This is a genomic window from Micromonospora sp. NBC_00330 (assembly GCF_036136635.1).
Lineage (GTDB): Bacteria > Actinomycetota > Actinomycetes > Mycobacteriales > Micromonosporaceae > Micromonospora > Micromonospora salmantinae.
This window is the reverse complement of sequence record NZ_CP108012.1, coordinates 6,649,265-6,670,339: the sequence shown is the minus strand read 5'-3', so window position 1 is coordinate 6,670,339 and position 21,075 is coordinate 6,649,265. Positions and strand designations below refer to the sequence as shown.

General features: G+C 66.5%; 17 protein-coding genes and 4 tRNA genes. 3 read left to right on the top strand and 18 right to left on the bottom strand.

What is annotated here, in order from left to right:
* Positions 1-49: 49 nt before the first annotated feature.
* The 14 genes from rplJ to OG598_RS30365 all read right to left on the bottom strand — a co-directional run bounded on the left by rplJ (position 50) and on the right by OG598_RS30365 (position 9,661).
* Positions 50-595 (bottom strand): 50S ribosomal protein L10, encoded by a 546-nt coding sequence (gene rplJ, locus OG598_RS30430; protein ID WP_328652105.1) that lies wholly within the window; start codon positions 593-595, stop codon positions 50-52.
* Between the two features lie 340 nt (positions 596-935).
* Entirely contained in the window at positions 936-1,625 is a 690-nt protein-coding gene (locus tag OG598_RS30425) for a hypothetical protein (RefSeq protein ID WP_328652104.1), read from the bottom strand.
* Positions 1,622-2,512, bottom strand: coding sequence for an ABC transporter ATP-binding protein (locus tag OG598_RS30420; RefSeq protein WP_328652103.1), 891 nt, complete (start codon positions 2,510-2,512; stop codon positions 1,622-1,624). Before OG598_RS30420 ends, OG598_RS30425 begins: the two co-directional genes overlap by 4 nt.
* Positions 2,513-2,592: 80 nt before the next feature.
* Positions 2,593-3,309 carry a 50S ribosomal protein L1 gene (gene rplA, locus OG598_RS30415; RefSeq protein ID WP_238667528.1) on the bottom strand — a complete coding sequence of 239 codons (717 nt, stop codon included), beginning with the start codon at positions 3,307-3,309 and terminating at the stop codon, positions 2,593-2,595.
* Positions 3,310-3,388: 79 nt separating this feature from the next.
* The gene (rplK, locus tag OG598_RS30410; RefSeq protein ID WP_091402426.1) at positions 3,389-3,820 is read right to left on the bottom strand and encodes a 50S ribosomal protein L11; all 432 of its coding nucleotides are present in this window, start codon (positions 3,818-3,820) and stop codon (positions 3,389-3,391) included.
* 186 nt (positions 3,821-4,006) lie between these two features.
* Positions 4,007-4,729: a transcription termination/antitermination protein NusG gene (nusG, locus tag OG598_RS30405; protein ID WP_238667527.1), complete on the bottom strand. Its 723-nt coding sequence runs from the start codon at positions 4,727-4,729 to the stop codon at positions 4,007-4,009.
* A gap of 38 nt (positions 4,730-4,767) precedes the next feature.
* Positions 4,768-5,157, bottom strand: a complete 390-nt coding sequence (secE, locus tag OG598_RS30400) for a preprotein translocase subunit SecE (protein WP_328652102.1) — start codon at positions 5,155-5,157, stop codon at positions 4,768-4,770.
* A 214-nt stretch (positions 5,158-5,371) separates the two neighbouring features.
* Positions 5,372-5,444, bottom strand: a tRNA-Trp gene (locus OG598_RS30395).
* A 129-nt stretch (positions 5,445-5,573) separates the two neighbouring features.
* A complete protein-coding gene (locus OG598_RS30390; RefSeq protein ID WP_328652101.1) occupies positions 5,574-5,966 on the bottom strand; it encodes a MaoC family dehydratase in 393 nt (130 codons plus the stop codon).
* 1 nt (position 5,967) lies between these two features.
* Positions 5,968-6,414, bottom strand: coding sequence for a MaoC family dehydratase N-terminal domain-containing protein (locus OG598_RS30385; protein WP_328652100.1), 447 nt, complete (start codon positions 6,412-6,414; stop codon positions 5,968-5,970).
* Positions 6,415-6,540: 126 nt separating this feature from the next.
* Positions 6,541-6,708, bottom strand: coding sequence for a 50S ribosomal protein L33 (rpmG, locus tag OG598_RS30380; RefSeq protein WP_007073056.1), 168 nt, complete (start codon positions 6,706-6,708; stop codon positions 6,541-6,543).
* A 134-nt stretch (positions 6,709-6,842) separates the two neighbouring features.
* Positions 6,843-6,915, bottom strand: a tRNA-Met gene (locus tag OG598_RS30375).
* Positions 6,916-6,939: 24 nt separating this feature from the next.
* Positions 6,940-7,012: transfer RNA gene (locus OG598_RS30370), tRNA-Thr, on the bottom strand.
* Positions 7,013-7,105: 93 nt separating this feature from the next.
* Positions 7,106-9,661, bottom strand: a complete 2,556-nt coding sequence (locus OG598_RS30365) for a putative bifunctional diguanylate cyclase/phosphodiesterase (protein ID WP_442931413.1) — start codon at positions 9,659-9,661, stop codon at positions 7,106-7,108.
* A 1,020-nt stretch (positions 9,662-10,681) separates the two neighbouring features.
* Here OG598_RS30365 and OG598_RS30360 point away from each other — a divergent pair.
* The gene (locus OG598_RS30360) at positions 10,682-11,638 is read left to right on the top strand and encodes a hypothetical protein (protein WP_328652099.1); all 957 of its coding nucleotides are present in this window, start codon (positions 10,682-10,684) and stop codon (positions 11,636-11,638) included.
* Between the two features lie 399 nt (positions 11,639-12,037).
* Here OG598_RS30360 and OG598_RS30355 read toward each other — a convergent pair whose 3' ends face one another.
* Positions 12,038-13,543, bottom strand: coding sequence for a pentapeptide repeat-containing protein (locus OG598_RS30355; protein ID WP_328652098.1), 1,506 nt, complete (start codon positions 13,541-13,543; stop codon positions 12,038-12,040).
* 592 nt (positions 13,544-14,135) lie between these two features.
* On the opposite strand from OG598_RS30355, the gene OG598_RS30350 reads away from it, so the two are divergent.
* Positions 14,136-17,627: an NACHT N-terminal Helical domain 1-containing protein gene (locus tag OG598_RS30350; RefSeq protein WP_328652097.1), complete on the top strand. Its 3,492-nt coding sequence runs from the start codon at positions 14,136-14,138 to the stop codon at positions 17,625-17,627.
* A 410-nt stretch (positions 17,628-18,037) separates the two neighbouring features.
* Here the strand turns inward: OG598_RS30350 and OG598_RS30345 are convergent, their stop codons facing one another.
* Positions 18,038-18,403 (bottom strand): hypothetical protein, encoded by a 366-nt coding sequence (locus OG598_RS30345; RefSeq protein WP_328652096.1) that lies wholly within the window; start codon positions 18,401-18,403, stop codon positions 18,038-18,040.
* 434 nt (positions 18,404-18,837) lie between these two features.
* Positions 18,838-18,921: transfer RNA gene (locus tag OG598_RS30340), tRNA-Tyr, on the bottom strand.
* Positions 18,922-19,068: 147 nt separating this feature from the next.
* On the opposite strand from OG598_RS30340, the gene OG598_RS30335 reads away from it, so the two are divergent.
* On the top strand, positions 19,069-19,563 hold the full coding sequence (locus tag OG598_RS30335; RefSeq protein ID WP_091402478.1) for a YajQ family cyclic di-GMP-binding protein: 495 nt from the start codon (positions 19,069-19,071) through the stop codon (positions 19,561-19,563).
* Positions 19,564-19,711: 148 nt separating this feature from the next.
* On the opposite strand, the gene OG598_RS30330 is transcribed toward OG598_RS30335, so the two are convergent.
* Entirely contained in the window at positions 19,712-20,971 is a 1,260-nt protein-coding gene (locus tag OG598_RS30330) for an MFS transporter (protein WP_328652095.1), read from the bottom strand.
* Positions 20,972-21,075: the final 104 nt, after the last annotated feature.

Below are 21,075 nucleotides of genomic sequence, written 5' to 3'. Positions count from 1 at the left end.
GCGTCCTTTCCTGATTCTGTTAAGTAAGAACTGGTGCGCCGTGGGGGCCTCAGGCCGCCTCGGCGCTCTCCTTCTCGCGCTTGTCCTGCAGTGCAGCCGCCAGACGGGCGGTCTTCGACAGCGGGGCCTGGAACAGGGCCGCGGCCTTGCTCAGGTTGCCCTTCATCGCGCCGGCCAGCTTGGCCAGCAGCACCTCGCGGGACTCAAGGTCGGCGAGCTTCGTGACCTCGGCCGCGGTGATGGCCTTGCCCTCGAAGACACCGCCCTTGATGACGAGCTTCGGGTTGGCCTTCGCGAAGTCGCGAAGCCCCTTCGCCGCCTCGACGACGTCGCCCGAAACGAAAGTCAGCGCGGTAGGACCGGTGAACAGCTCGTCGAGGCCGGTGATGCCCGCGTCCGTCGCAGCACGCTTGGCCAGCGTGTTCTTCGCGACCGTGTAGCTGGTATCGGCGCCGAGCGAGCGCCGAAGCTGGGTGAGCTGGGAAACCGTCAGACCGCGGTACTCGGTCAGCACGGTGGCGCCCGAGCTGCGGAAGCTCTCGGTCAGCTCAGCGACGGCCGTGGCCTTGTCGGCCCGGATCGGCTTGTCCGCCATGTCCCTCCTCTCTCGTTACTCGAGGCTGGTCCCCGTCTCGGCCGAAGCCGGAACGGGGGCGGAGGCGACGCGACAACGAAAAAACCCCGGCGCAGGGCGCACGGGGCGAGGGCCGGCGGATCGTCATGGTCGGCGGACCATGCTCACTGCCGAGTTACGCTTGCCGCCCTACGCGGGTCGCCCGTCGTCGCGGGACCTTCGACCGTGCCGAAGCACGGTGACCAGCGGTCTTTGGGTGGTTCCTCATCCATGAGAACACGGATGACGGTTGAAGAGTACGCGCCCCGACCAGCAGCGCCAAATCGCGCCCGGTGAGCCGCGTCACCCGTACCAGCGCCGGTCAGCCCTGGGCCCGCCGGCGCCACAGGTAGCCGCCGACGACAGCGGCGCTCCAGGCCAGCGCCCACCCGCTCAGCCCCAGCAGGGTCAGCGCGGCGGCGTCGCCGGCGGTGGTGCGAGCGGCCGCCATGATCGGCGGCGCCAGCCAAGGGGCCACCGAGCCGGTCAGGCCGAACACCACGGCGCCGACCCCGCCCAGGGCCAACACCGCGACGCCGTACCCGGCACCGCCCACCGACGCCCGGCTGGCCAGCGCCCCCAGAGCAACAGCAGCGGGTACGACCAGCACGTGCGCCCACAGCCCCAGCGCGAGCCCGACCGGAATCGACCTGTCCCCCGGATCGACCGGGCCGGACACCCCGCCGACCAGCCACGGAAAGAGCAGGGCGACGGCCACCGTCACCAGCGCCGCCACCGCGGCGGCGAGCAGACCGGCCAACCGCTCCCGGGCCACCCCGACCGTCACCTGCGCCAGCCGACGCTGCACGTCCGGCTCGACGTCCAACAGGATCTTGGTCTGCCAGGCGAGCACCGGAAAGAGCACCACAGCGGAGACCCCGTACGCCTCCGCCGGCTGGGCGCGGCCACCGCCGTAGAGGGTGCCGAGCGTGATCAGCCCGGCGAGCAACGGCGCCAACGCCCGGCCGGTTCGCAGGAAACCGGCCAGCCGCATCCGGACCAGGGCGCTCACCGGGACTCCCCCGCTGCCGACTCGACAGCGGCGTCAGCGGCCTCCGGCTGCTCCGCTGTCAGCTCCCCGGCCATCCCGGGCGGCGGCTCGGCGGGTCGGGCGGCACCGACCGGCCGGAGCGGTTCGACGGGTAGGGCCTGGGATGCGGCGGTGGAGGCGTCGGAGCGTACCCGCAGCACCTGGTGGCCCTCGGCGCGCAACCGGGCGACCGTGCCGGCGACCCGCGCGGCCGGCACCGCGACCTCGACAACAGCGATCGTCTCGTCCGTCGACGACGTCTCCTCGCGGAGCGAGCCGTCGGCCACCGACCAGCGGCGCGCGGCCGGGAGCCGGACCGTCTCGCCGCGGTGGTCGCTGACCAGGACGGACCCGTCGGCGGCGAGCACCTCGGCGATCAGCTCCGGCACCAACTCACGGGTGGCGGCGTCCAGCCCCTCCCACGGCTCGTCGAGCACCAGCAGGCCCGGTGGGCGCAGCAGCGCCTGGGCGAGGCCGACCTTCTGCGCGGTGCCCTTGGACAGCTCCGGCAACCGGACCGAGCGGAAGGCGGACAGCCCGAGCCGGTCCGTCCAGGAGGTCACGGCCTCGTCGGCCGCAGCCCTGCCCAGCCCCGCCACCCGGGCCATGCCGGTCAGATAGCGGGTCACAGTGAACGGTTGGTCAGCGGGGAAACGCTCCGGCACCCAGCCCACCCGCGCCGGCCGGTCGGTGACCCGGCCCCGGCCCGGGCGGAGGACCCCCGCGGCCACCTGGAGCAGTGTCGACTTGCCCACCCCGTTGCGACCCAGCACGATCGCCACCTCGCCGGGACCGATCCGCACGTCGATGCCTTGCAGCACCCACGGCCCTCGCCGGTGGTACCGCAACCAGACATTTTCCAGCCGCATGGCGTCGAGCCTGCCACACCTGGAACGCGCCGGGGCGCCGCCACGATCGTGGCGGCGCCCCGGCGGAGCGAACTGTCGACTCAGGCGTCGGCCTGGTCCTCCCGAAGGTTCTTCACCAGGTTCGGGTCGACCGGGACACCCGGACCCATCGTGGTGGTCAGGATGACCTTGCGGAGGTACTTGCCCTTGGCCGCGGACGGCTTGGCACGCAGCACCTCGTCGAGCACCGCAGCGTAGTTGTCCACCAGCTGAGTCTCCGTGAAGGAGGCCTTGCCGATGATCAGGTGCAGGTTGGAGTGCTTGTCCACCCGGAAGGTGATCTTGCCGCCCTTGATGTCCGACACCGCCTTGGTGACGTCCATGGTCACCGTGCCGGTCTTCGGGTTCGGCATGAGACCGCGCGGGCCCAGGATCCGCGCGATCCGGCCGATCTTGGCCATCTGGTCCGGCGTGGCGATCGCCGCGTCGAAGTCCAGCCAACCACCCTGGATGCGGGCGACCAGCTCATCGGTGCCCACCTCGTCCGCACCCGCGGCGGCGGCCTCTTCGGCCTTCGCGCCGCTGGCGAACACGATCACGCGGGCGGTCTTACCGGTGCCGTGCGGCAGGTTGACCACGCCGCGGACCATCTGGTCCGCCTTGCGGGGGTCGACGCCGAGGCGCATGGCGACCTCGACCGTGGCGTCGAACTTGACGTTGGTGGTCTCCTTGGCCAACTTCACGGCCTCGGTGGGGGTGTAGAGCTTCGACCGGTCGATGACATCGGCGGCCTTGCGGTAGCTCTTGCTGCGCTGCATTGCTGATTACTCCTGTGGTCTCTGGCGGGCCGCTCGGCGCGAGCCCTCCCACGATTCGGGTCGAAGGCCGGGGCCGACGTCAGTCGTTGACGGTGATGCCCATCGACCGGGCGGTGCCGGCGATGATCTTCTCGGCCTGGGCGATGTCGTTGGCGTTGAGGTCGGCCATCTTCTTCTCGGCGATCTCACGCAGCTGGGCGCGGCTGACCGAGCCGACCTTCTCGGACTGCGGAACACCCGAACCCTTCTGCACACCGGCGGCCTTGATCAGCAGCCGGGCAGCGGGCGGGGTCTTCAGCACGAACGTGAAGGACCGGTCCTCGAACACGCTGATCTCGGCGGGGACGATGTCGCCCCGCTGAGACTCGGTCTGCGCGTTGTAGGACTTGCAGAACTCCATGATGTTGACGCCGTGCTGGCCGAGCGCGGGGCCGACCGGCGGCGCCGGCGTGGCCTGGCCCGCCGGCAGCTGAAGCGTGAACGTCTTGACGAGCTTCTTCTTCGGAGGCATGTCACTTCCTGGGGCTTGGAGCTGGGAAAATGCGGCTGTCGCCGCCCTCGGGCGCGCACGGTCAGCGCGGTGCGACAGCGGCGACATTCAAGAGTAGCGCAGGCCGCAGCCCACTCGTCCGCCGAGGTCGAGCGAGAGCGCGTACGCCGACGTCGGCGGCGGGCCGGGCCCGCCGCCGACGACCAATCAGATCTTGGCGACCTGGTTGAAGTTGAGCTCCACCGGAGTCTCGCGACCGAAGATCGACACCAGCACCTTGAGCTTCTGCTGGTCGGCGTTGATCTCGCTGATCGTGGCCGGCAGCGACGCGAACGCGCCGTCGGTGACGGTGACGGAATCGCCCACCTCGAAGTCGAGGACCTTGATCTCCGGCTTCGACTTCTTCTGCTCGGTCTCGACAGCCGGCGCCAGCCACTTCAGCACCTCGTCGAGCGAGAGCGGAGCAGGCCGGTCGGCCCGGTCGGTCGCGCCGACGAAGCCGGTCACACCCGGGGTGTTCCGGACACAGGAGTAGGACTCGGCGGTCAGCTCCATCCGGACCAGGATGTAACCCGGGAAGACCTTGGCCTGGATCTGCGAACGCTTACCGTTCTTGACCTCGACCTCTTCCCGGGTCGGCACCTCGACCTGGTAGATGAAGTCCTCCATGTCGAGGCTCGTGATCCGGGTCTCGAGGTTGGTCTTGACCTTGTTCTCGTAGCCGGCGTACGAGTGCACCACGTACCAGTCACCCGGCGCGTAGCGCAGCTTCTGCCTCAGCTCCGCGACGGGGTCGTAGTCCTCGTCCGGTGCGGGCTCGGTAGTAGGGAACTCCGGCTCGCTGGCGGCCTCGACCGACTCGTCACCAGCCGCCGTCGCGACAGTGGACTGCTCGTCCACCGGTCCGGCGGTCTCGTCGTACTCAGGCACGCTCGCTCACTTCCGTCACTATGGCTGGAGGCAGCCGGTCAGTCCGAGTTGCCAAAGACAAACAACACGACCTTGGCGAAGCCGAAGTCCAGCACACCCACGATCGTCAGCATCACCGCGACGAACGCCACCACCACGGCGGTGTAGGTCAGCAACTCCTTGCGGGTCGGCCAGATGACCTTACGCAGTTCAGCTACGACCTCGCGGAAGAACCGGGCGATGCGGCCGAAGACGCCCACCCGACCCGTTTCCGACCGCGTGGTCGGCTTGCTGTCCGCCGACTCCGCCCGGGCACGGGACCGCGTGGCGGTGCCCCCCCGGGAAACCGGCTCGTCCGCGCCGGAGGCGTCGTCGTCGGCCACGTCGTCGACGATCTCGTCGTCCAGACGATCGTCGCCGTCGTCGTCGCGCCGCTTGTTGTCGGCCACTTCGCCCTCCGTCGCGGAATCTGGGGTCGCACGCCGAGTGGCGTACGCGGCGCTGGTCACGCCGGCCGGACCCAACCGTCCCGCGACGGGCCGCGGCCGGTGGATCACCCGGAGGGCCCCGATTGCCTCGGAACCACCCCGCCGATGCCACCACCACGGGCCGGACGCCGCCAAGCTGGCGGCGCGACCCACGGGAACGGTCAGGCCTGAGGCGCAGGGGTGACAGGACTTGAACCTGCAGCCTGCGGTTTTGGAGACCGCTGCTCTGCCAATTGAGCTACACCCCTATGTGGCAACACTCGCCCCACGCGGCCACAGACGACCGAGCAGGGGTCACTTGCCCCACGGCGGACCAGTGTACGGGTAGCCGCCCGACTTTCCCAACCGGTCTCTCCGCCACGCGTGGCGGGCTCGGTTCAGCGTGCCGTTCGGATGGTTGCCCGCGCCTGCGACAGCACCTTGTCGCCCAGGCAGGTGGCGGTCACCTCGAGTCGGGTGAGACCGTCCTCGGTCACCTCGCGGACCCGCGCGGTCACCTCGATCTCAGTCCCCTGGTCGTCGTCGGGGACCACCACCGGCCGGGTGAAACGCACGCCGTACTCGACCACCGCGTCCGGCGACCCGGCCCACTCGGTGACCGCCCGCCCGACCAGCGCCATGGTGAACATGCCGTGGGCGATCACTCCGGGCAGACCCACTTTGGTGGCGACCCGGTCGCTCCAGTGGATCGGGTTGAAGTCGCCCGAGGCGCCGGCGTAGCGCACCAGGTCCGCCCGGGTCACCTGAAACGTCTGCGCTGGCAACTCCATCTCAGGCCTCCCCGCGAATGACATACCTGGCCCAGACCGCGACCACGGGCTCCCCGCCGACGGTGCTCACGTCGGTGCGCGTGGTCAGGAAACCGTGCCCACCCCTGGTGCTGACGTCCTCGATGGTGTTGGTGCAGACCAGCTCGTCGCCGGCGACCACCGGCCGGGTGTACGCGAACCGCTGGTCGCCGTGCACCAGGCGGCTGTAGTCGACACCCAGGGCCGGGTCCTCGATGATCTGGCTGCTCGCGGCCATCGTCACGATCACCGGAAAGGTCGGCGGGGCGACCACGTCGGGGTGGCCCAGCGCCTGCGCGGCCTCCGGGTCGTGGTGGGCCGGGTCGGTGGCGCCGATGGCGCTGGCGAACTCGCGGATCTTTTCACGGCCCACCTGGTAGGGGGCGGTCGGCGGATACGTCCGGCCGACGAAGGAAGGGTCCAGAGGCATGCCGCGAACCTACACGGAAAGCCCAATCGCCGACCTGATCGGTAGGCGGCGGCGGAGCCGCACCAAACCGGTCAGATCGGCGATCGGAAAGCTTCGACAACGGCCGGCCCTGAGGCCGGCCAGCAGTCAGCGGGTCTCGCGGTGGACCGTGTGCCGACCGTCACGCGGGCAGAACTTCTTCAGCTCGATGCGGTCGGGGTCGTTGCGCCGGTTCTTGCGCGTGATGTAGTTGCGCTCCTTGCACTCCACACACGCCAAAGTGATCTTCGGCCGGACATCGGTAGCCTTCGCCACGGCGGAGTGCCTTCCTCGCTAACGGAAACAACTACGACGCGCCAGCCTAGACGCTGACAGCGCGGACATGCAAAGTGGGCGCCAGAAGCGCCCATTTTCTTACGACCACCGGCAACGAGCCCGGAAGACGAGAGTAGCGGTGGCCGGACTTGAACCGGCGACACAGCGATTATGAGCCGCTTGCTCTACCATCTGAGCTACACCGCTGCGATGGGTCCAGCTGAACCCTCGAGCCCCCTTACGGAATCGAACCGTAGACCTTCTCCTTACCATGGAGACGCTCTGCCGACTGAGCTAAGGGGGCCTGCGCGATCTCCCCGTGGGGCGCGCAGGAGTAAGAGTACACGGCCCGGCTCGACAGGTGAAATCGGATCCCCGGTGATCGTCCGCGCCCTGTTCAGGGCACGACACGCAGGCGCGGCAGCTCTCCGTTCGACGCTGTCTCCGGCTCGACCTGGGCGCCGAACCAGGCAGCCAACCGCTCGTACGGCAGCGGCCGGCTGAACAGGAAGCCCTGCCCGATCTCGCAGCCGATGTCCTGAAGAAGCTCCAGGGTCAGCTCGCTCTCCACCCCCTCGGCCACCACCGCCAGGCCGAACTGCTGGGAGAGGGTGACCACCGCGTTGACGATCGCCAGGTCACCCGGATCGGTCGCCATGCCCTGCACGAAGGAACGGTCCACCTTCACCTCGTGCACCGGCAGCCGGCGCAGGTGCGCCAGAGACGAGTCACCGGTGCCGAAGTCGTCCACCGACAGTCGTACGCCGAGATCCCGCAGCCGTTGCAGGGTGGGGATCGGCCGGTCCGTGCCGTCCAGCACCCCCGACTCGGTGATCTCCAGGGTGAGGCGCTGCGCCGGCACCTTGTACTCGGTCAACAACTCTTGGACCCGGTCCGGGAAGTGCCGGTCGATGAGCGTACGAGCCGAGAGGTTGACCGCGATGGGCAGCGGCTGGTCGGCCAGCGCCCAGTCCCGGCTGCGCCTAAGGCCCTCCCGGAGCACCACCTCGGTGAGCCGGCTCAACTGGCCGGTGTGCTCGGCCACCGCAACGAAGTCCTCGGGCGCGACAGTGCCGTGCGCCGGGTGCTCCCAGCGGGCCAGACACTCCACACCCACCAGGCGCCGGTCCCGCAGAGTCACCTTCGGCTGGAAGTAGACCTCCAGCTCGTCCTGGTCAAGTGCTCGGCGCAGATCGCCGGCCAGACCCAACCGGCGAAGTGAACGGGACTCCAGCGCGGGATTGAACAGCTGCACGCTGCCCGGCACCGACTTGGCCGCGGTGGCGGCGAGGTCGACCCGAAGCAGCAGGGTCGCCGCGTCGCTGCCATGATCCGGGTGTACGGCCACCCCGACGGCCGTGTCCACGTCGAGGGTGAGCGCGTCGAAGACCATCTCGTCGCGGATCTGGTCGCGCAGTTGGGCGGCCAACTCGAGTGCGGCCTCAGCGCTCTCCAACCGCAGCGTCACCAGGAACTCGTCCCCGCCGGCACGGCCGACCAGAGCCGACGACGGCGCGCTGGCCCGCAACCGATTGGCGACCTCGATGAGGACCTTGTCCCCGGCCGCGTGCCCCAGGGACTCGTTGACCTGGCGCAGCCCGTCGACGTCGAAGAGCAGCAGCGCCACCACCTCGCCCGGTGCGCGGATCTTGACCGACTCGTCCAGCGCTCCGGTGATCCGCCGCCGGTTGGGCAGTCGGGTCAACGTGTCGTGGTGCGCGTCGTGCCGGAGCCGGTCGACCAGCCGCGAATTCTCCAGGGCCACTGCCGCGTGCGCGGCGACCGTCTCGAAGACGGGGATGTCGCCGGGCGTGAAATGACCCACGTCGCTGAGCCGGTTGACCACCTCGAGCGTGCCGATCACCGCCTGACCCGAGTAGAGCGGCACCACGATGATGTCCTTCACACCGGTGGCGCGCAGCGACCCCCGCAGGCTCTCCTCGTCACCGAGGCGCACACCCATGGCCAGACTGCGGCGCTGACGGCGGGCCTCCTCGCGAACGACCACCGGCGTCGGCGACGTGTCCAACAGGCCGGTGTCGTCGACCCGCGCGGTCAGCATCACCTCCGGGTGACGCCCCTGGGCCGGCAGCCACAGCGTCGCGTACTCGGCCTGCATCAACCCCCGGATCCGACCGAGCAGGACGTCAGCCAGGTTGCCGCTCTGCCCGTTGGCGGTCATCGCCTGGGTGAGTTCGTACATGTCGCCGAGCGTCCGGTGCTGCCGGAAGAACTGCTCGTACGACCGGTAGACCTTCGCGAGCGCGACCCCGAGCACGACGATCAACACGGCCGACCACCAGGTGCTGTCCACCGCGATCAGGACGATCAGCCCGACCACGAGGTTGACACCGTTGGCCAGCAGAGACGGCAACCCGCTACGCAGCACACCCAGCGCGGCGTGCCGGCCGTGCATGATCGCAATCACTCCGGCCACGCCGGCGAGGGTCGACACCACGACGGTGCCGACGGACGCGAAGAGCACGCCCCACGTCCGCGGTCCGACCCCCACGACCGGTGGGAGCGCCAGCAACACGAGGCCGGCCAGCGATACGGCAGCAGCGGCGTTGGCGACGTTGAAGGCCAGTTTCTCCGCGCCGAAGCGGTACCGCAGGTGGGTTATCAGCGTGGAGAGGGTGTAGACCAGGACGACCATCAGCGGCGGAAGAAAGACGAACGCCGGCACCAGCGGGATCTCGACGAGCCGCACCCCGAAGGACTGCCGCCCGATGACGAAGTTCAGCATCGGCAGGCCGGCGATTACCATCACGCCCAGCAGGACGGCGGCGAGCCCCCAGGACCCGGAGGGGTGCGGCCGGTTCGGGGTCACCAACCCGATCGTCATCGAGAAGACGACGGCCAGGAACATCAACGGGCCGGTGATGAACCATGCGTACTGGGCCGGGCGCCGAGGAGACCCCGAGCCACCCGACGCGGACCGGCGGCCAGCCATCCCACTCCTTACCGGTCACTGCTGCGAAGGACGCGCGGCCGGGAACGAAGCTGACGACACCGTCCGATGCGACCCTGGTGTCACCAGCCCCGGCTAGCGCTGCGGCGCCGTCCAGACGTAGTCAAAAGCCTGGAACTCCCCGAAACTTCCGGAAGCCCCACCTGCCACTACAACGAAAGCCAGTGCTGCGAACACCATGCCGACCCGCCGGGCCAGCCTTTGACCAGACATCGTGTGCTCCTCATGGCAGGGGTGTCGGGAAGGCAAGATTCCACGATGGTGCCACACACGAGGCAGCCCGCAAAGCGGTCGGACGGCTGAGCAGCGCAGGCCCATCCAGCCGGCCTGAACGCTTCAACGACGGAAGCCCTGCAAGGTCGTCGGCTCGTCCCAGGAGACGCGCAGATGATGCGTGTTCAAGTTATAGCCACAATTTGGATCTACGTCATGGATGCCGCTTCCAGTAGCAAAGCCCGCCGCGAACGCAAAGCCGGCAGGTATGGGCGGCACCGGATCTTCCCGACCATCGAAACTCCCCAGGACGATGGGCGCCGGTTGGCCGGGTTCGCAACCGGTGACCAGTTGAACACAACAATCCTCTCGGATCCATAGGATCGGAGTCTCTCGATTATCACCACCGGAGACGGACGGTTCGAGACTCTGTAGCCTTCGCGACCGATCGGCGAGTTCCGGACGGCTCCTCCCAGGCCGCGAAGTGGCCTCCTTGAAGTACGAGAGGCCGGGCCCGGCAATCGTCTAGACCTCAGCCGGAAATCGCCCGATAACTCCTGGTACCACCCGGGCGGACGAGGTGCCGGTCCCGGACAGCCAGTACAGCGCCACGGTGTCGACAAGGGACTCGCGAGTGAGACCGCCCCTCGGTGTGCCATCGAGCAACGGTGCCGTTCATGCGTAGAAAGGCGAGGCTGTCAGCCATGTGACGACACCCTGACGGAGCGAGAGGATGCGCCTACCCTGTGCGCAGGGTTCGCCCGGCAACGCTCCGAAGGGGGCCGTCCCATGCCATCCATCCTCGGCGCAGCTCTCCTCGCGGCCGCCTTGACGGCCGCACCAACCGCGTCCGCCGCACCAACCGCGTCCGCCGCCGCCCCCGTGCGCGGCACCGTGGCCGGCTACCGGCTGGTGGAGCTCGGCACCCTCGGCGGCGACAGCAGCTTCGCCACCGCCATGAACAACCGCGGCGACGTTGTCGGCCGCGCACAGGCCGCCGACGGCACCTACCGCGGGTTCCTCTGGCGGCACGGCCGGATGACCGATCTCGGCGCCTTCACCCCCACCGACGTCAACGACCGCGGCCAGGTCGTCGGCTACCCCGCCGACGGCTCCGGCGGGTACGTCTGGGACCACGGCGTGGTGCGGCCGCTGGGCCCGTCCGCCCTACCCCTGGCGATCAACAACCGTGGCCAGGTTGTCGGCCGCACCGACGAAGGCCCCGTCCTATGGACGAACGGCCGTGCCCGGTCCCTGCCTCTCACCGAGGTGTCCGACATCAACGAGCACGGCCAGGTCTCAGGTGGGACGTACCTGCCCCCGGACGGCTTCCACGCCGTCCGGTGGCACAACGGCCGGGTCACCGACCTCGGCGCCGGCCCCTTCAACCGCAGCAACACGTACGCCCTCAACGACCGCGGCTGGGTGATCGGCTGGCATTTCTCGGCCGACCAGTTCCCGCGCGGCATCCTCTGGCGGCACGGCCGCGCCCTGGACGTCGGCACCCTCGGCGGCAACTCCACCGAGTTGCGGGCGATCAACAACCGCGGGGAGATCCTGGCCACCTCGCAGGCCGACGACGGAATCTCCCGCCCGGCGCTGTGGCGACGCGGCGTCCTGCACGACCTCAGCCTCGTCGGCGTCGGCATGTACGGCGAGTTCGTCGGCCTCGATGACCGCGGCCGTATCGCCGCCTCGATCCGCACTGTCTCGGGTGTCAGAGCGGTCGTCTACCACCCACGCTGACCGCCCTCCGCATCGCCTCGCCTCGTTGCAGGGTCGCCTTGATGGCGGGAAGGTTCGCGCCGGCCGGCACGGCGAAAGCGGCAGAAGGGAGTTCCTTGCAACGCCGTCTTGAAGGATCAAGCCGCGGGTTGCTCGCATAGATCATCCGGCCTCGCGTGCGGTCTACAACGGCGCAGTCAGCCAGACAAACGACAACGGCCCCCGATCAGCATTCCTGCTGGTCAGGGGCCGTGTCTGCACCTGGTGGCGGGTACAGGATTCGAACCTCTGAAGCTTTCGCGACGGATTTACAGAGCGTCGGCGGTCATATCCAACCCAGGGCCGGTGACCTGGCGTTTCGGTCGTCGGAGGAAGAAACGATCCAGTCAGCCGCCCACCATCTGCCCACACCCACAGGCTTCACTTCTGCGGCAGGGTCAGGCCGTTCGGAGGATTACCGAGGAGCCCATCATCGAATTTCGGCGGAACCTGAAACCTCGCCGTGCGGAAGGACACGTTCCCCCCAACAAAAATGACATATTTGAAGGACACATTCCCGCCGCTGAACGTCGCCCGGTCGAAGGCAACCTTCCCACCCCTGAACGCCGCCGCGTCAAAAGAAATGTCTCCGCCACTAAATATCGACTCGCCGAAGAACACCTCCCCGTCACTAAACACCGTGTTCTCGAATGACACCAACCCACCACTGAACATCGCCATGTAGAAGACCTTCGCGCCAGTGAATCTCACCCTGTCGAAGAACACCTGCCCGCCACTGAACGTCACCCCGCCGAAGAAAACCTCACCGCCACTGAACGTCGCATCCCCAAAGAACACGTCTCCACCACTGAACGTCGCCTTGGTAAAGAGCACATCTCCGCCGCTGAGGGCAGCCCCGCCGAAGAGCACCCGTCCGCCACTGAATTCCGCATCCTCAAAGGACACTTTTCCACTACTAAACGTCGCCCCGCCGAAGGAGACTTTCCCGCCGCTGAACGTCGCCCTGTCGAAGGACACGTCCCCCCCACCACCGAACGTTGCTCCCTCGAAGGAGACGTCCCCGCCATTGAACCTCGCCCCCGTCAGGTCCCCACCGTCGAAGACGGCGCCGGTGAAGTCAAAGTCGTAGCCGCACCAAGAGGCCGGGTCGTCGTCGGCAAGACGTAAGTGCCTGCCGACGAGGCGGACAACGGTATGACGTACCTCCCGCTCCTCGCGTGCGGCTCGGGCCTCATCTGCGGCCCCGATCGGCGTTTGGTCCTCAGCCCGCGTAGGCGTCTCGCTCGAAGCGTCCGCAGGCGGCGTGTAGGGCATGCGAACGTAGGCGCAGAGAACATCGATGCACGTCTGCCGCCCTTGTCGCCAGTCATCAGCAAGGCCAGCCATGGCATAGACGCCGGCTAGCCGTACGGCTGCCTTCTCCGAGCCGAGTTGCTCGGATGCCTTGGCGAAGCGCTCGTTGAAAAGTCGGACACCGTTGCGTTCAGTCTCGACCTTTGCCCGCTCATCGGCCGCTTCAGCGAAAGCCTTGGCCTCCTCGGCGCGCAGATCAGCAGCGTGCGCCAGTTGGTGCGCGAATTCGGCCAGCTTGTTCGTGTGCTCCGCCACTCGCTGCCGTCGGTAGGCGACCACCAAAGCGGCGACACCCCCGACACCCGCCACAACTGCGAATGCAAGCTTCAGGAGATCGAATAGCGTGGCCGCTGTGACGCTCGCGTCACGTTTGAAGGCCGGCCAGCCTGCGCCCCAGAAGGCCGCAACAATCAAGGCTCCGACCAGCAGAAACGCCACCGCAACTGCCAGAGCGATTGACCGGCCCATGTCCCTGAGTTGCAGCTCCGGCACTGGGCTTTTTGCGCCTCGGATCGCACCAACCCTCACTTGGACCTCGGGCTGGGCTACGTGCGGCGGTATAGGCGACTCCACAACCACTCCTTCTAGCGCACGCCGTCCACTCAGCTCTCCGCACGGGCCTGCGGCCAGTGCGCAGGGTCTCATCTGAGCGCGTCGCCGATCTTGTCGTTCATGGTGTCGTCTCCCCCGTCGATGCAGTTGCCGTAGACCCGGAGCAGGACGGCGACGCCGTGGCCCAGACGCCGGGCGACCTCGGTCGGCGGGACACCTGCATGAGAGCAGGCCAGACGCGGATTCCGAGACGGAGACGCGACGACGCCAGGTCGCCGCCGACCCGGAGCTGGCAGCCCTCTTCGCTGTCGAAGTCGGCACTGCGCTAGTCGAACAAGAGAGCGTTACCCGAACAAACGGAGCGGTCGGCACAGTCATCAGAAGCTACCGACTGCTTCGAACGAGACAGTAGCGGTCGGGACCTAGTGCGCCGCTAGAGCCTCACCGATGCCACTGTTGTCCCCCAACCGCTTGACCTGCAATTACGGCCCGCCACCACGGGCGACATCTCGGCGACCGCCCCTTTGCCGCCGACTGTGCCTCAACGCTCTCAGTGGCTAGGCCAGCCATTGGTGGGCTACCAAGGGCGGGAGCGTGCAGGTATAACCACCTGATGGCCCTTGCAGAAGTACTCACCATCAACATCGGTGTGTCGATCACGAAGTGGATCACCAAGGCGTGGCTTGGGGACGGCTTGCGAGCGGAACTGGCGGGCGGCGCCTACGACCTCGTTGGTCAGCGTGTCCCAGAGTTCTTCGCACAACGGCGACTCAATCGACAACTCGAACAAGTGGCCGAGACCTCCGGCGAGAAGCTCTCAGCTCTGATTGAGCAGGAGTTCAGAAACACTCCCGATAACGAGAGGAGCGCCGCAGTCATCGCTGCGTCGGATTCCCTGGAGGCAGGCATCGGCCGCATTAACCTTGCCGAACTGGACTTCGACCCTTTCCGTCTTTACAAGGAGTTGAAGCTAATTGATCTGCATAGGGTAGAGCGAGCTGCATTGTCCGGATCAGCCGCACGGCTATACGACCTTGTGCTTTCGGAGTCCTGCACCTACATAGTGGAGGTGGCATTGACGCTTCCACAGGCAGCCACGTCTGCATATATCGAATTACTACGTCGTGATACGGCCCTAATTGACCTTGTTCGCGAAGTATATCAACGGCTCCCAGACCCGCGGGCATTGCAATCTCATTCGAAGAGTCACCTCGCGGAATACGAAACAAGCTATCGACGCCTCATGGCTCGAAAGTTCGACCGCCTCGAGTTGTTTGGCTTGTCAGTATCCGAACTAGGCCGGCGGTATGCTCTGAGCGTCGCTTACATCACGCTTTCCGTCAAGCAGAGGACCCCCACGGCGGTCGCGGACCGAAGCGTGGAAGACGACCTCATAGACGAGACCCCCGACGGAGACCAAGATTACCTACGTGTCGATGAGGCGATCGGCCGGACTGAACGAATTTTCGTTAGAGGGCCAGCAGGGTGCGGCAAGACCACTCTACTTCAATGGCTTGCAGTAAAGGCGGCGCGCGAGGATTTCGAAGGACCGCTCGCCGAATGGAACGGGCTAGTCCCAATATTCCTTCCGCTCAGAAGGCTTGATCCGGGCAACCTTCCTGGCCCACGCAACTTCCTCAAGCATACGAGCGCTTCTATTGCCGAGGAAGCGCCTGAGGGGTGGATTGATGGAACTCTGCGCCATGGTCGGGCGCTGGTTATGGTCGATGGCGTGGATGAGGTTCCTGAGAGCGCGCGTCCAAGTGTTCGCCGCTGGCTAGAGGACCTCATGGATACGTATCCAGACTGCCGATACGTAGTAACAAGCCGCCCTGCGGCCGTGCCAGAAAACTGGTTACGATCTTCAGAGTTCGAGCCAATGGATTTACAGCCGATGACCGGAAGCGACATTCACGCATTCGTTTCACACTGGCACGAGGCAGCCGCTCGCGGCGTAGATGACTCAGAGGCTCTAGGCGAACTCGAGGGATACAAGATTGCTCTTTTACGATCTGTCAGAACAAATCGGCAGATCAGAAATCTGGCTACGACTCCACTCCTCTGTGCGATGCTCTGCGCCCTGAATCGAGATCGACGCACTCACCTTCCAAGAGATCGCGTAGAACTTTACCGGATTGCCCTTGAAACTTTATTGGAGAGGCGAGATATAGAGCGGCAAATCGACCATACTGCCTACCCTCAGCTATCGCTTCCTCAGAAGATCATATTGTTGCGCGAGCTCGCTTACTGGTTGATGCTTAATGACCAATCTGATACCGATCTATCAATTGCTGGGGATCGGATCGAGTACAGGCTGCGGAATATGCCAGGGGTCCCGGACTCTGCCCCCGAAGTTGTGAGATATCTGCTCGTACGGAGCGGACTACTTCGGGAGCCTATCCCGGGTAGGGTTGACTTCATTCATCGAACCTTCCAAGAATATCTAGCCGCGATTGAGATTGCCGAGTTAGGCAATATCCCATTCCTCATCAGTAAGGCGGATGAGGATCAGTGGCGAGAGGTGGTCATTCTGGCATCTGGCCACTGCAGTGTCAGGCAAAAGGAGTTGCTGCTTGATGGCATCATAGACCGCGGAAACGAGGAGCCAGCAAACCGACACCGCTTGCATCTGCTCGCGGTGGCTTGCTTGGAAACGGCCAGAGAGTTGCCGCCCGCCCTCGCCGATCGGATTACCCAATGCCTCTACGAGCTTCTTCCCCCAGGCAACTTTACTGATGCTCGGGACTTGTCGTCCGCAGGCGACCTTGCACTGACCCTCCTCGGTCGTTACGCGCGCGAGCGCGCGCCTATCGCTGCCGCATGTGTAAGAACCGCAGCGCTCGTCGGGGGGGATCTCGCGACCGAAGTTCTGGCTTCATTCGGGAGCGATCGACGAATTACTGTGCAGAAAGAATTGATTCGCGCTTGGGGACTTGCCGAGAACTCCGAGGAGTTCGCCCGCAGAGTCCTTGCTGACACGCCCTTTGCCAGGGGTTCCGTTGTCATTACAGATTCCAACCTGCTGCCCTCTGTCCATATGCTCCGCGGTGCAGCCGACGTCCGCGCCCGTGTGCCCGGTTCGCCAATCGACGAAATACCGCCTACCCCGACCCTTACGTTCCTTGATGTTTCGGACTCTCCGCGGCTACGTCACCTCGAACACCTTCGTCGTTCGCCGAATCTGAAGACGCTGATCACGTCTCGTTGCGGCTCGATTGAGAATCTAGACTTCCTTGGCGAGTCTGTGAACCTTGGGCGGCTGGCGATCCAGGGCTGTTCTGGCTTGGTTGATGTTGCAGGTCTGCGGGGTGCGCCCAGGCTTCAGTACTTAAACGCATCTTTTTGTGATCGCGTCGTGGACTGGACACCACTACAGGCGCTGAAGTCACTGACGCAGCTTTACCTAACCGCAACTAATATTACCGACCTTGAGCCTCTGTCGGAGATGACCGCCCTAGAGATCATCGGATTGGAAGGGACAGAGATTACGTCGCTTGACCCATTGATTAGCTCTGCAAGAACGATCAATAATCTCGACATTTCTGGGTGCGAGCAGCTTCAACACCTAGATGCAATAGCAGAAATGACGCATTTAAGCACTCTCAGTTGCGTGGATTGCGCCGCCCTTTCCCATATGCCGGATCTGAAGCGGTTGGAGGCTCTTCGCCACCTCAATTTAACGAGCTGTTCGGGCCTCGTGAGCCTCACATCACTTCCTCGTAACTTGGAATTCCTTGCGATGGATCACTGCGGTTCGCTGCAGATCGGCCGGGACGCATGGGAGCTGCCACGACTTGACACCCTTTACCTAGATGGCACGACGACGGACGACCTTTCTTTCCTAGAAGGCTGCGAGCGATTGAGCTCCTTGACACTCTACGAGTCGTCCAACCTCCGTAGCCTACGGCCACTTGCCAGCCTTAAACAGTTGAGCGATCTAGACATTCGAGGCTGCAACGAAGGCTTGGACCTCCGGGATTTGGGCGATTCCCGAGATGAATCGATTGTCGTGTTCCTGAGGTCCGATCAGGCTGTTCAAGGTGAGAGGGAGTTCCTGGACTGGGGTAACTATGTAAACCGGTCGGGCTCCTACAGCGCCATATAGGAAGCAGACCCTGCTTCAGATTGCATCTACTCTGCAACGAAGCGACGAGGGATTATTGGGGGGCTTAAGCGAAGCCTTAACACCCCTCCGGGGCCCACCCCGGCACTCTTTTCGCCCGTCGTAGCTCCCGTCTTGCACTCTTGTTCGATAACGGGAGTGGCTCAAGCCTGGGTCGGCAGGCGGAACTAGCCTCGCGGGACGGTGTGCTGACGTCCTAGCCCGCCGGTGATTCGCCCCGTTGCCGAATTTCTCTGTTCTGGATCAAGAGCGCCGCTGCGCGGCGCAACGCGGGGGGCGGTAGACCGCCCAGCGGCAAGCCACCCCGGACCGCTACGCGGCCGGGGCGGGAAGCCACCGAATGCCGCCGGGCAGCCGCCCCCGCGCCGAGGTGGGGGCAGTCGATCCGCCGGCTACGGGCGTGAAGCGTCTTCCCTGTCCTGACTGACCGCGAAGCAGGCAACGACGCGGGAGCCGTCAGGTGCGAGGAAGAGTTGGTAGAACCAAGCCGTCCCGGCGCCGCCAACCTGACCGATCAGCAACTCTCCCATTTCTTCGGCCGAGACCAGCCGATCCACCGCCTGGACGAACCCGAGCGTCCGGATGCCGCGCGTACGGGTGTGACGCTCTCGACGCCGGTAGGTGGTGACCAGGGCCGCAACCGGTGCCGCCCCGTCGAAGACCTTGAAGTCGTGGCCCGCTCGCAGAGCGTCGCGACATGACTCGTAAGCGTCGCCGTCCTCAGCGCCGAGAAGGACGATCAGGGTGTCTCGCTTCACCGGGCCATCCTGCCGGTCCGCCGACGTCCCAGGCCCGGGAGGGAGCAGACTCCGAAGCCGACGAGCTCGACCACCGGACGGCGGTACGGAAGCCGGCACCGCTGGCCGCCGTCGAAGTCTGGGCTTCCGACTGCCGCACCAGTCCAAGAAACGGGATTGGCTTGCCCCCGAGCGTCCGGCTGCCGGCCCGCAAGGCCGCGCCTACCTAGCAAGGCCACCCCGCGCCGGTATGCCGTCGAGAGGCGCCTAGAACCGATCTGCCGAGTCCAGGAGCCCGCACTCGGCCGCTCGGCGTCGACCGGCAGGAGCAAGATCGACCTGCCCACCATCTGCCCACAACCAGTCGTCATCAACTGGACTCAGCCGGACTCGACCAGATAAACGACAACGGCCCCCGATCAGCATCTCTGCTGGTCAGGGGCCGTGTCTGCACCTGGTGGCGGGTAGAGGATTCGAACCTCTGAAGCTTTCGCGACGGATTTACAGTCCGCTCCCATTGGCCGCTCGGGCAACCCGCCAGGGCACCCCACCGCGTCGTAACGCGGCGGCGGAAGCAAGGATAGCGGCTCCCCCCGGCACCTACGCAACCGGGTACGGTCAGGGGGTCGTGCCGCTGGTCGGCGGCCGACGGCAGGCCCAGACCGCCGGACAGCAGGAGCAGAAACATGGCAGCGAACCCGTCGTTCGACATCGTGAGCAAGGTTGACCGTCAGGAGGTCGACAACGCCCTTCGGCAGGCGGAGAAGGAGCTTGCGACGCGGTTCGACTTCCGCGGCACCGGCGCTGAGATCTCCTGGTCTGGCGAGGAGGCGATCGGCCTTCAGGCGGAGACCGAGGAGCGCGTCCGCGCCGCACTGGACGTGTTCAAGGAGAAGCTCGTCAAGCGGAACATCTCGCTGAAGTCGCTGGATGCTGGGGAGCCGCGCCCGTCGGGCAAGATCTTCAAGATCGACTGCAAGGTGATCCAGGGCATCGAGACGGACAAGGCCAAGGCGATCAGCAAGAAGATCCGCGAAGAGGGCCCCAAGGGCGTGCAGGCGCAGATCCAGGGCGACCAGCTGCGGGTCACCGGCAAGAAGAGGGACGACCTCCAGGCGGTCATCTCGCTGCTCAAGGGCGAGGACTTCGGCGTCGCCCTCCAGTTCAACAACTACCGCTGACGGCTGTCCTCAGCAATCCGGTCCCCGGCCGCAGCGCGTCCGGCTGAGATCGACTCGGGTTCCTGAAAGTCGGGGCATCCGGGCGAGTGGGACCCCGCGACTTTCAGGAACCCGAGTCGATCAAGGACAACCAACCACGGCACCGCGGTCAGACGGGGACGGGGTGTTCGGCGCGTACCGCTGTGGTTTCCGCACGGGCGATGGGCCCGGCGGGTAGTGCGGCGACCGCGGCCCCGACGGCGACCGCCGCCCCGGCGAACAGGAACGCCCAGCGGACACCGCCGGCGTGGTCCACGATCAGACCGGCCACCGAGCCGCCGGCGGCGCTCGCCGCCACCGCGACGGTGACCACCCAGGTGTACGCCTCGTTCAACATGCCGGTTGGGGCGATCCGGCCGACCAGGGTGTTCTCCAGGGTCAGCGCGGGCGCGATGGTGGCCCCGCCGGCGACCAGGGCGACACCCAGCGCGAGTGGGGTGGGCATCACCGCGAACACGGCGAAGGTGGCGGCCAGCGCGGCGAGCAGCAGGGCGAACTGCCGGGTCATGTTCGGTGCCGGCTTGCGGACGCCGAACCAGAGCCCACCGAGGGCACTGCCGACCCCCCAGACCGCGAGCAGCACGCCGGCGAGGCTCTCCGGGTCACCGGTGGAGTGGTCGCTCGCGAACGCGGGCACGATCACGCCGGCGGCCCCGAACGCGATGCCCAGGCCGGCGACGCAGATCAGCAGGGCGGGGAAGCCGGGGACCCGTAGCGGGCCGAGCCCGCGCGCGTGGTGTTCCCGCGGGTGCGGACGCCAGCCGCGCATGACCCGGCCGAGGGCCACGGCGGTGGTGCCGACCAGGGTGACCACGGCGGCGCCGATCAGCGCGGCCGCCGCGTCGGCGACGAGGACGAAGCCGGCGACGAGCAGTGGGCCGAGGACGAAGACGATTTCGAACAATGTGGTCTCGGCGGCCAGCGCAGTGTTGCGGAGGTGGTATCGGCCGGAGTTGGGGCCGGTCACGTCGTTCCAGGCGCCTCGGATGGCGGCGGTGAGCGGCGGGTAGGTGGCGCCGGCCACGCCTGCGGCGAGGTAGATGACGGGGAGCGCGGCGTCGCCGGAGCGGCTGGCCAGCAGCAACCCGATGAGTGCCAGCGGATGGGCGACTGCGGTGAGCAGCAGGACGGGGCTGGGGCCGACCCGGTCGGCGATCCGTCCGGCCACCGGGCTGAGCGCGGCACCGGCGAGGGCGTAGATGCCGCCGGCGATGGCCGCCAGCGAGTAGCGCCCGGTCACCTGCTCGACGACCAGGAGCAGCGCCAGCGGGGTCATGCCGATTCCGAGCCGCCCGATGATGCCGGTGATCAGCAGCATGGGCGCGCCGGGGATCCGCCAGACACCCAGGTACTGACGCAGCGCGGTCACCGTGAACCTCCCGAGGATGTAATGAGCGTGAGCCGTTATGACCCTAACGCCGCCGCCTGACAGCAGGACAGCGGAATAGGTCCACGACACAGCGATCCGCCCGC

Coding starts and splice junctions, on each gene's coding strand:
- rplJ (WP_328652105.1), bottom strand. CDS start 595: ATGGCGGACAAGCCGATCCGGGCCGACAAGGCCACGGCCGTCGCTGAG.
- OG598_RS30420 (WP_328652103.1), bottom strand. CDS start 2,512: ATGCGGCTGGAAAATGTCTGGTTGCGGTACCACCGGCGAGGGCCGTGG.
- rplA (WP_238667528.1), bottom strand. CDS start 3,309: ATGCAGCGCAGCAAGAGCTACCGCAAGGCCGCCGATGTCATCGACCGG.
- rplK (WP_091402426.1), bottom strand. CDS start 3,820: ATGCCTCCGAAGAAGAAGCTCGTCAAGACGTTCACGCTTCAGCTGCCG.
- OG598_RS30390 (WP_328652101.1), bottom strand. CDS start 5,966: ATGGAGTTGCCAGCGCAGACGTTTCAGGTGACCCGGGCGGACCTGGTG.
- OG598_RS30385 (WP_328652100.1), bottom strand. CDS start 6,414: ATGCCTCTGGACCCTTCCTTCGTCGGCCGGACGTATCCGCCGACCGCC.
- OG598_RS30365 (WP_442931413.1), bottom strand. CDS start 9,661: ATGGCTGGCCGCCGGTCCGCGTCGGGTGGCTCGGGGTCTCCTCGGCGC.
- OG598_RS30360 (WP_328652099.1), top strand. CDS start 10,682: ATGCCATCCATCCTCGGCGCAGCTCTCCTCGCGGCCGCCTTGACGGCC.
- OG598_RS30350 (WP_328652097.1), top strand. CDS start 14,136: ATGGCCCTTGCAGAAGTACTCACCATCAACATCGGTGTGTCGATCACG.
- OG598_RS30335 (WP_091402478.1), top strand. CDS start 19,069: ATGGCAGCGAACCCGTCGTTCGACATCGTGAGCAAGGTTGACCGTCAG.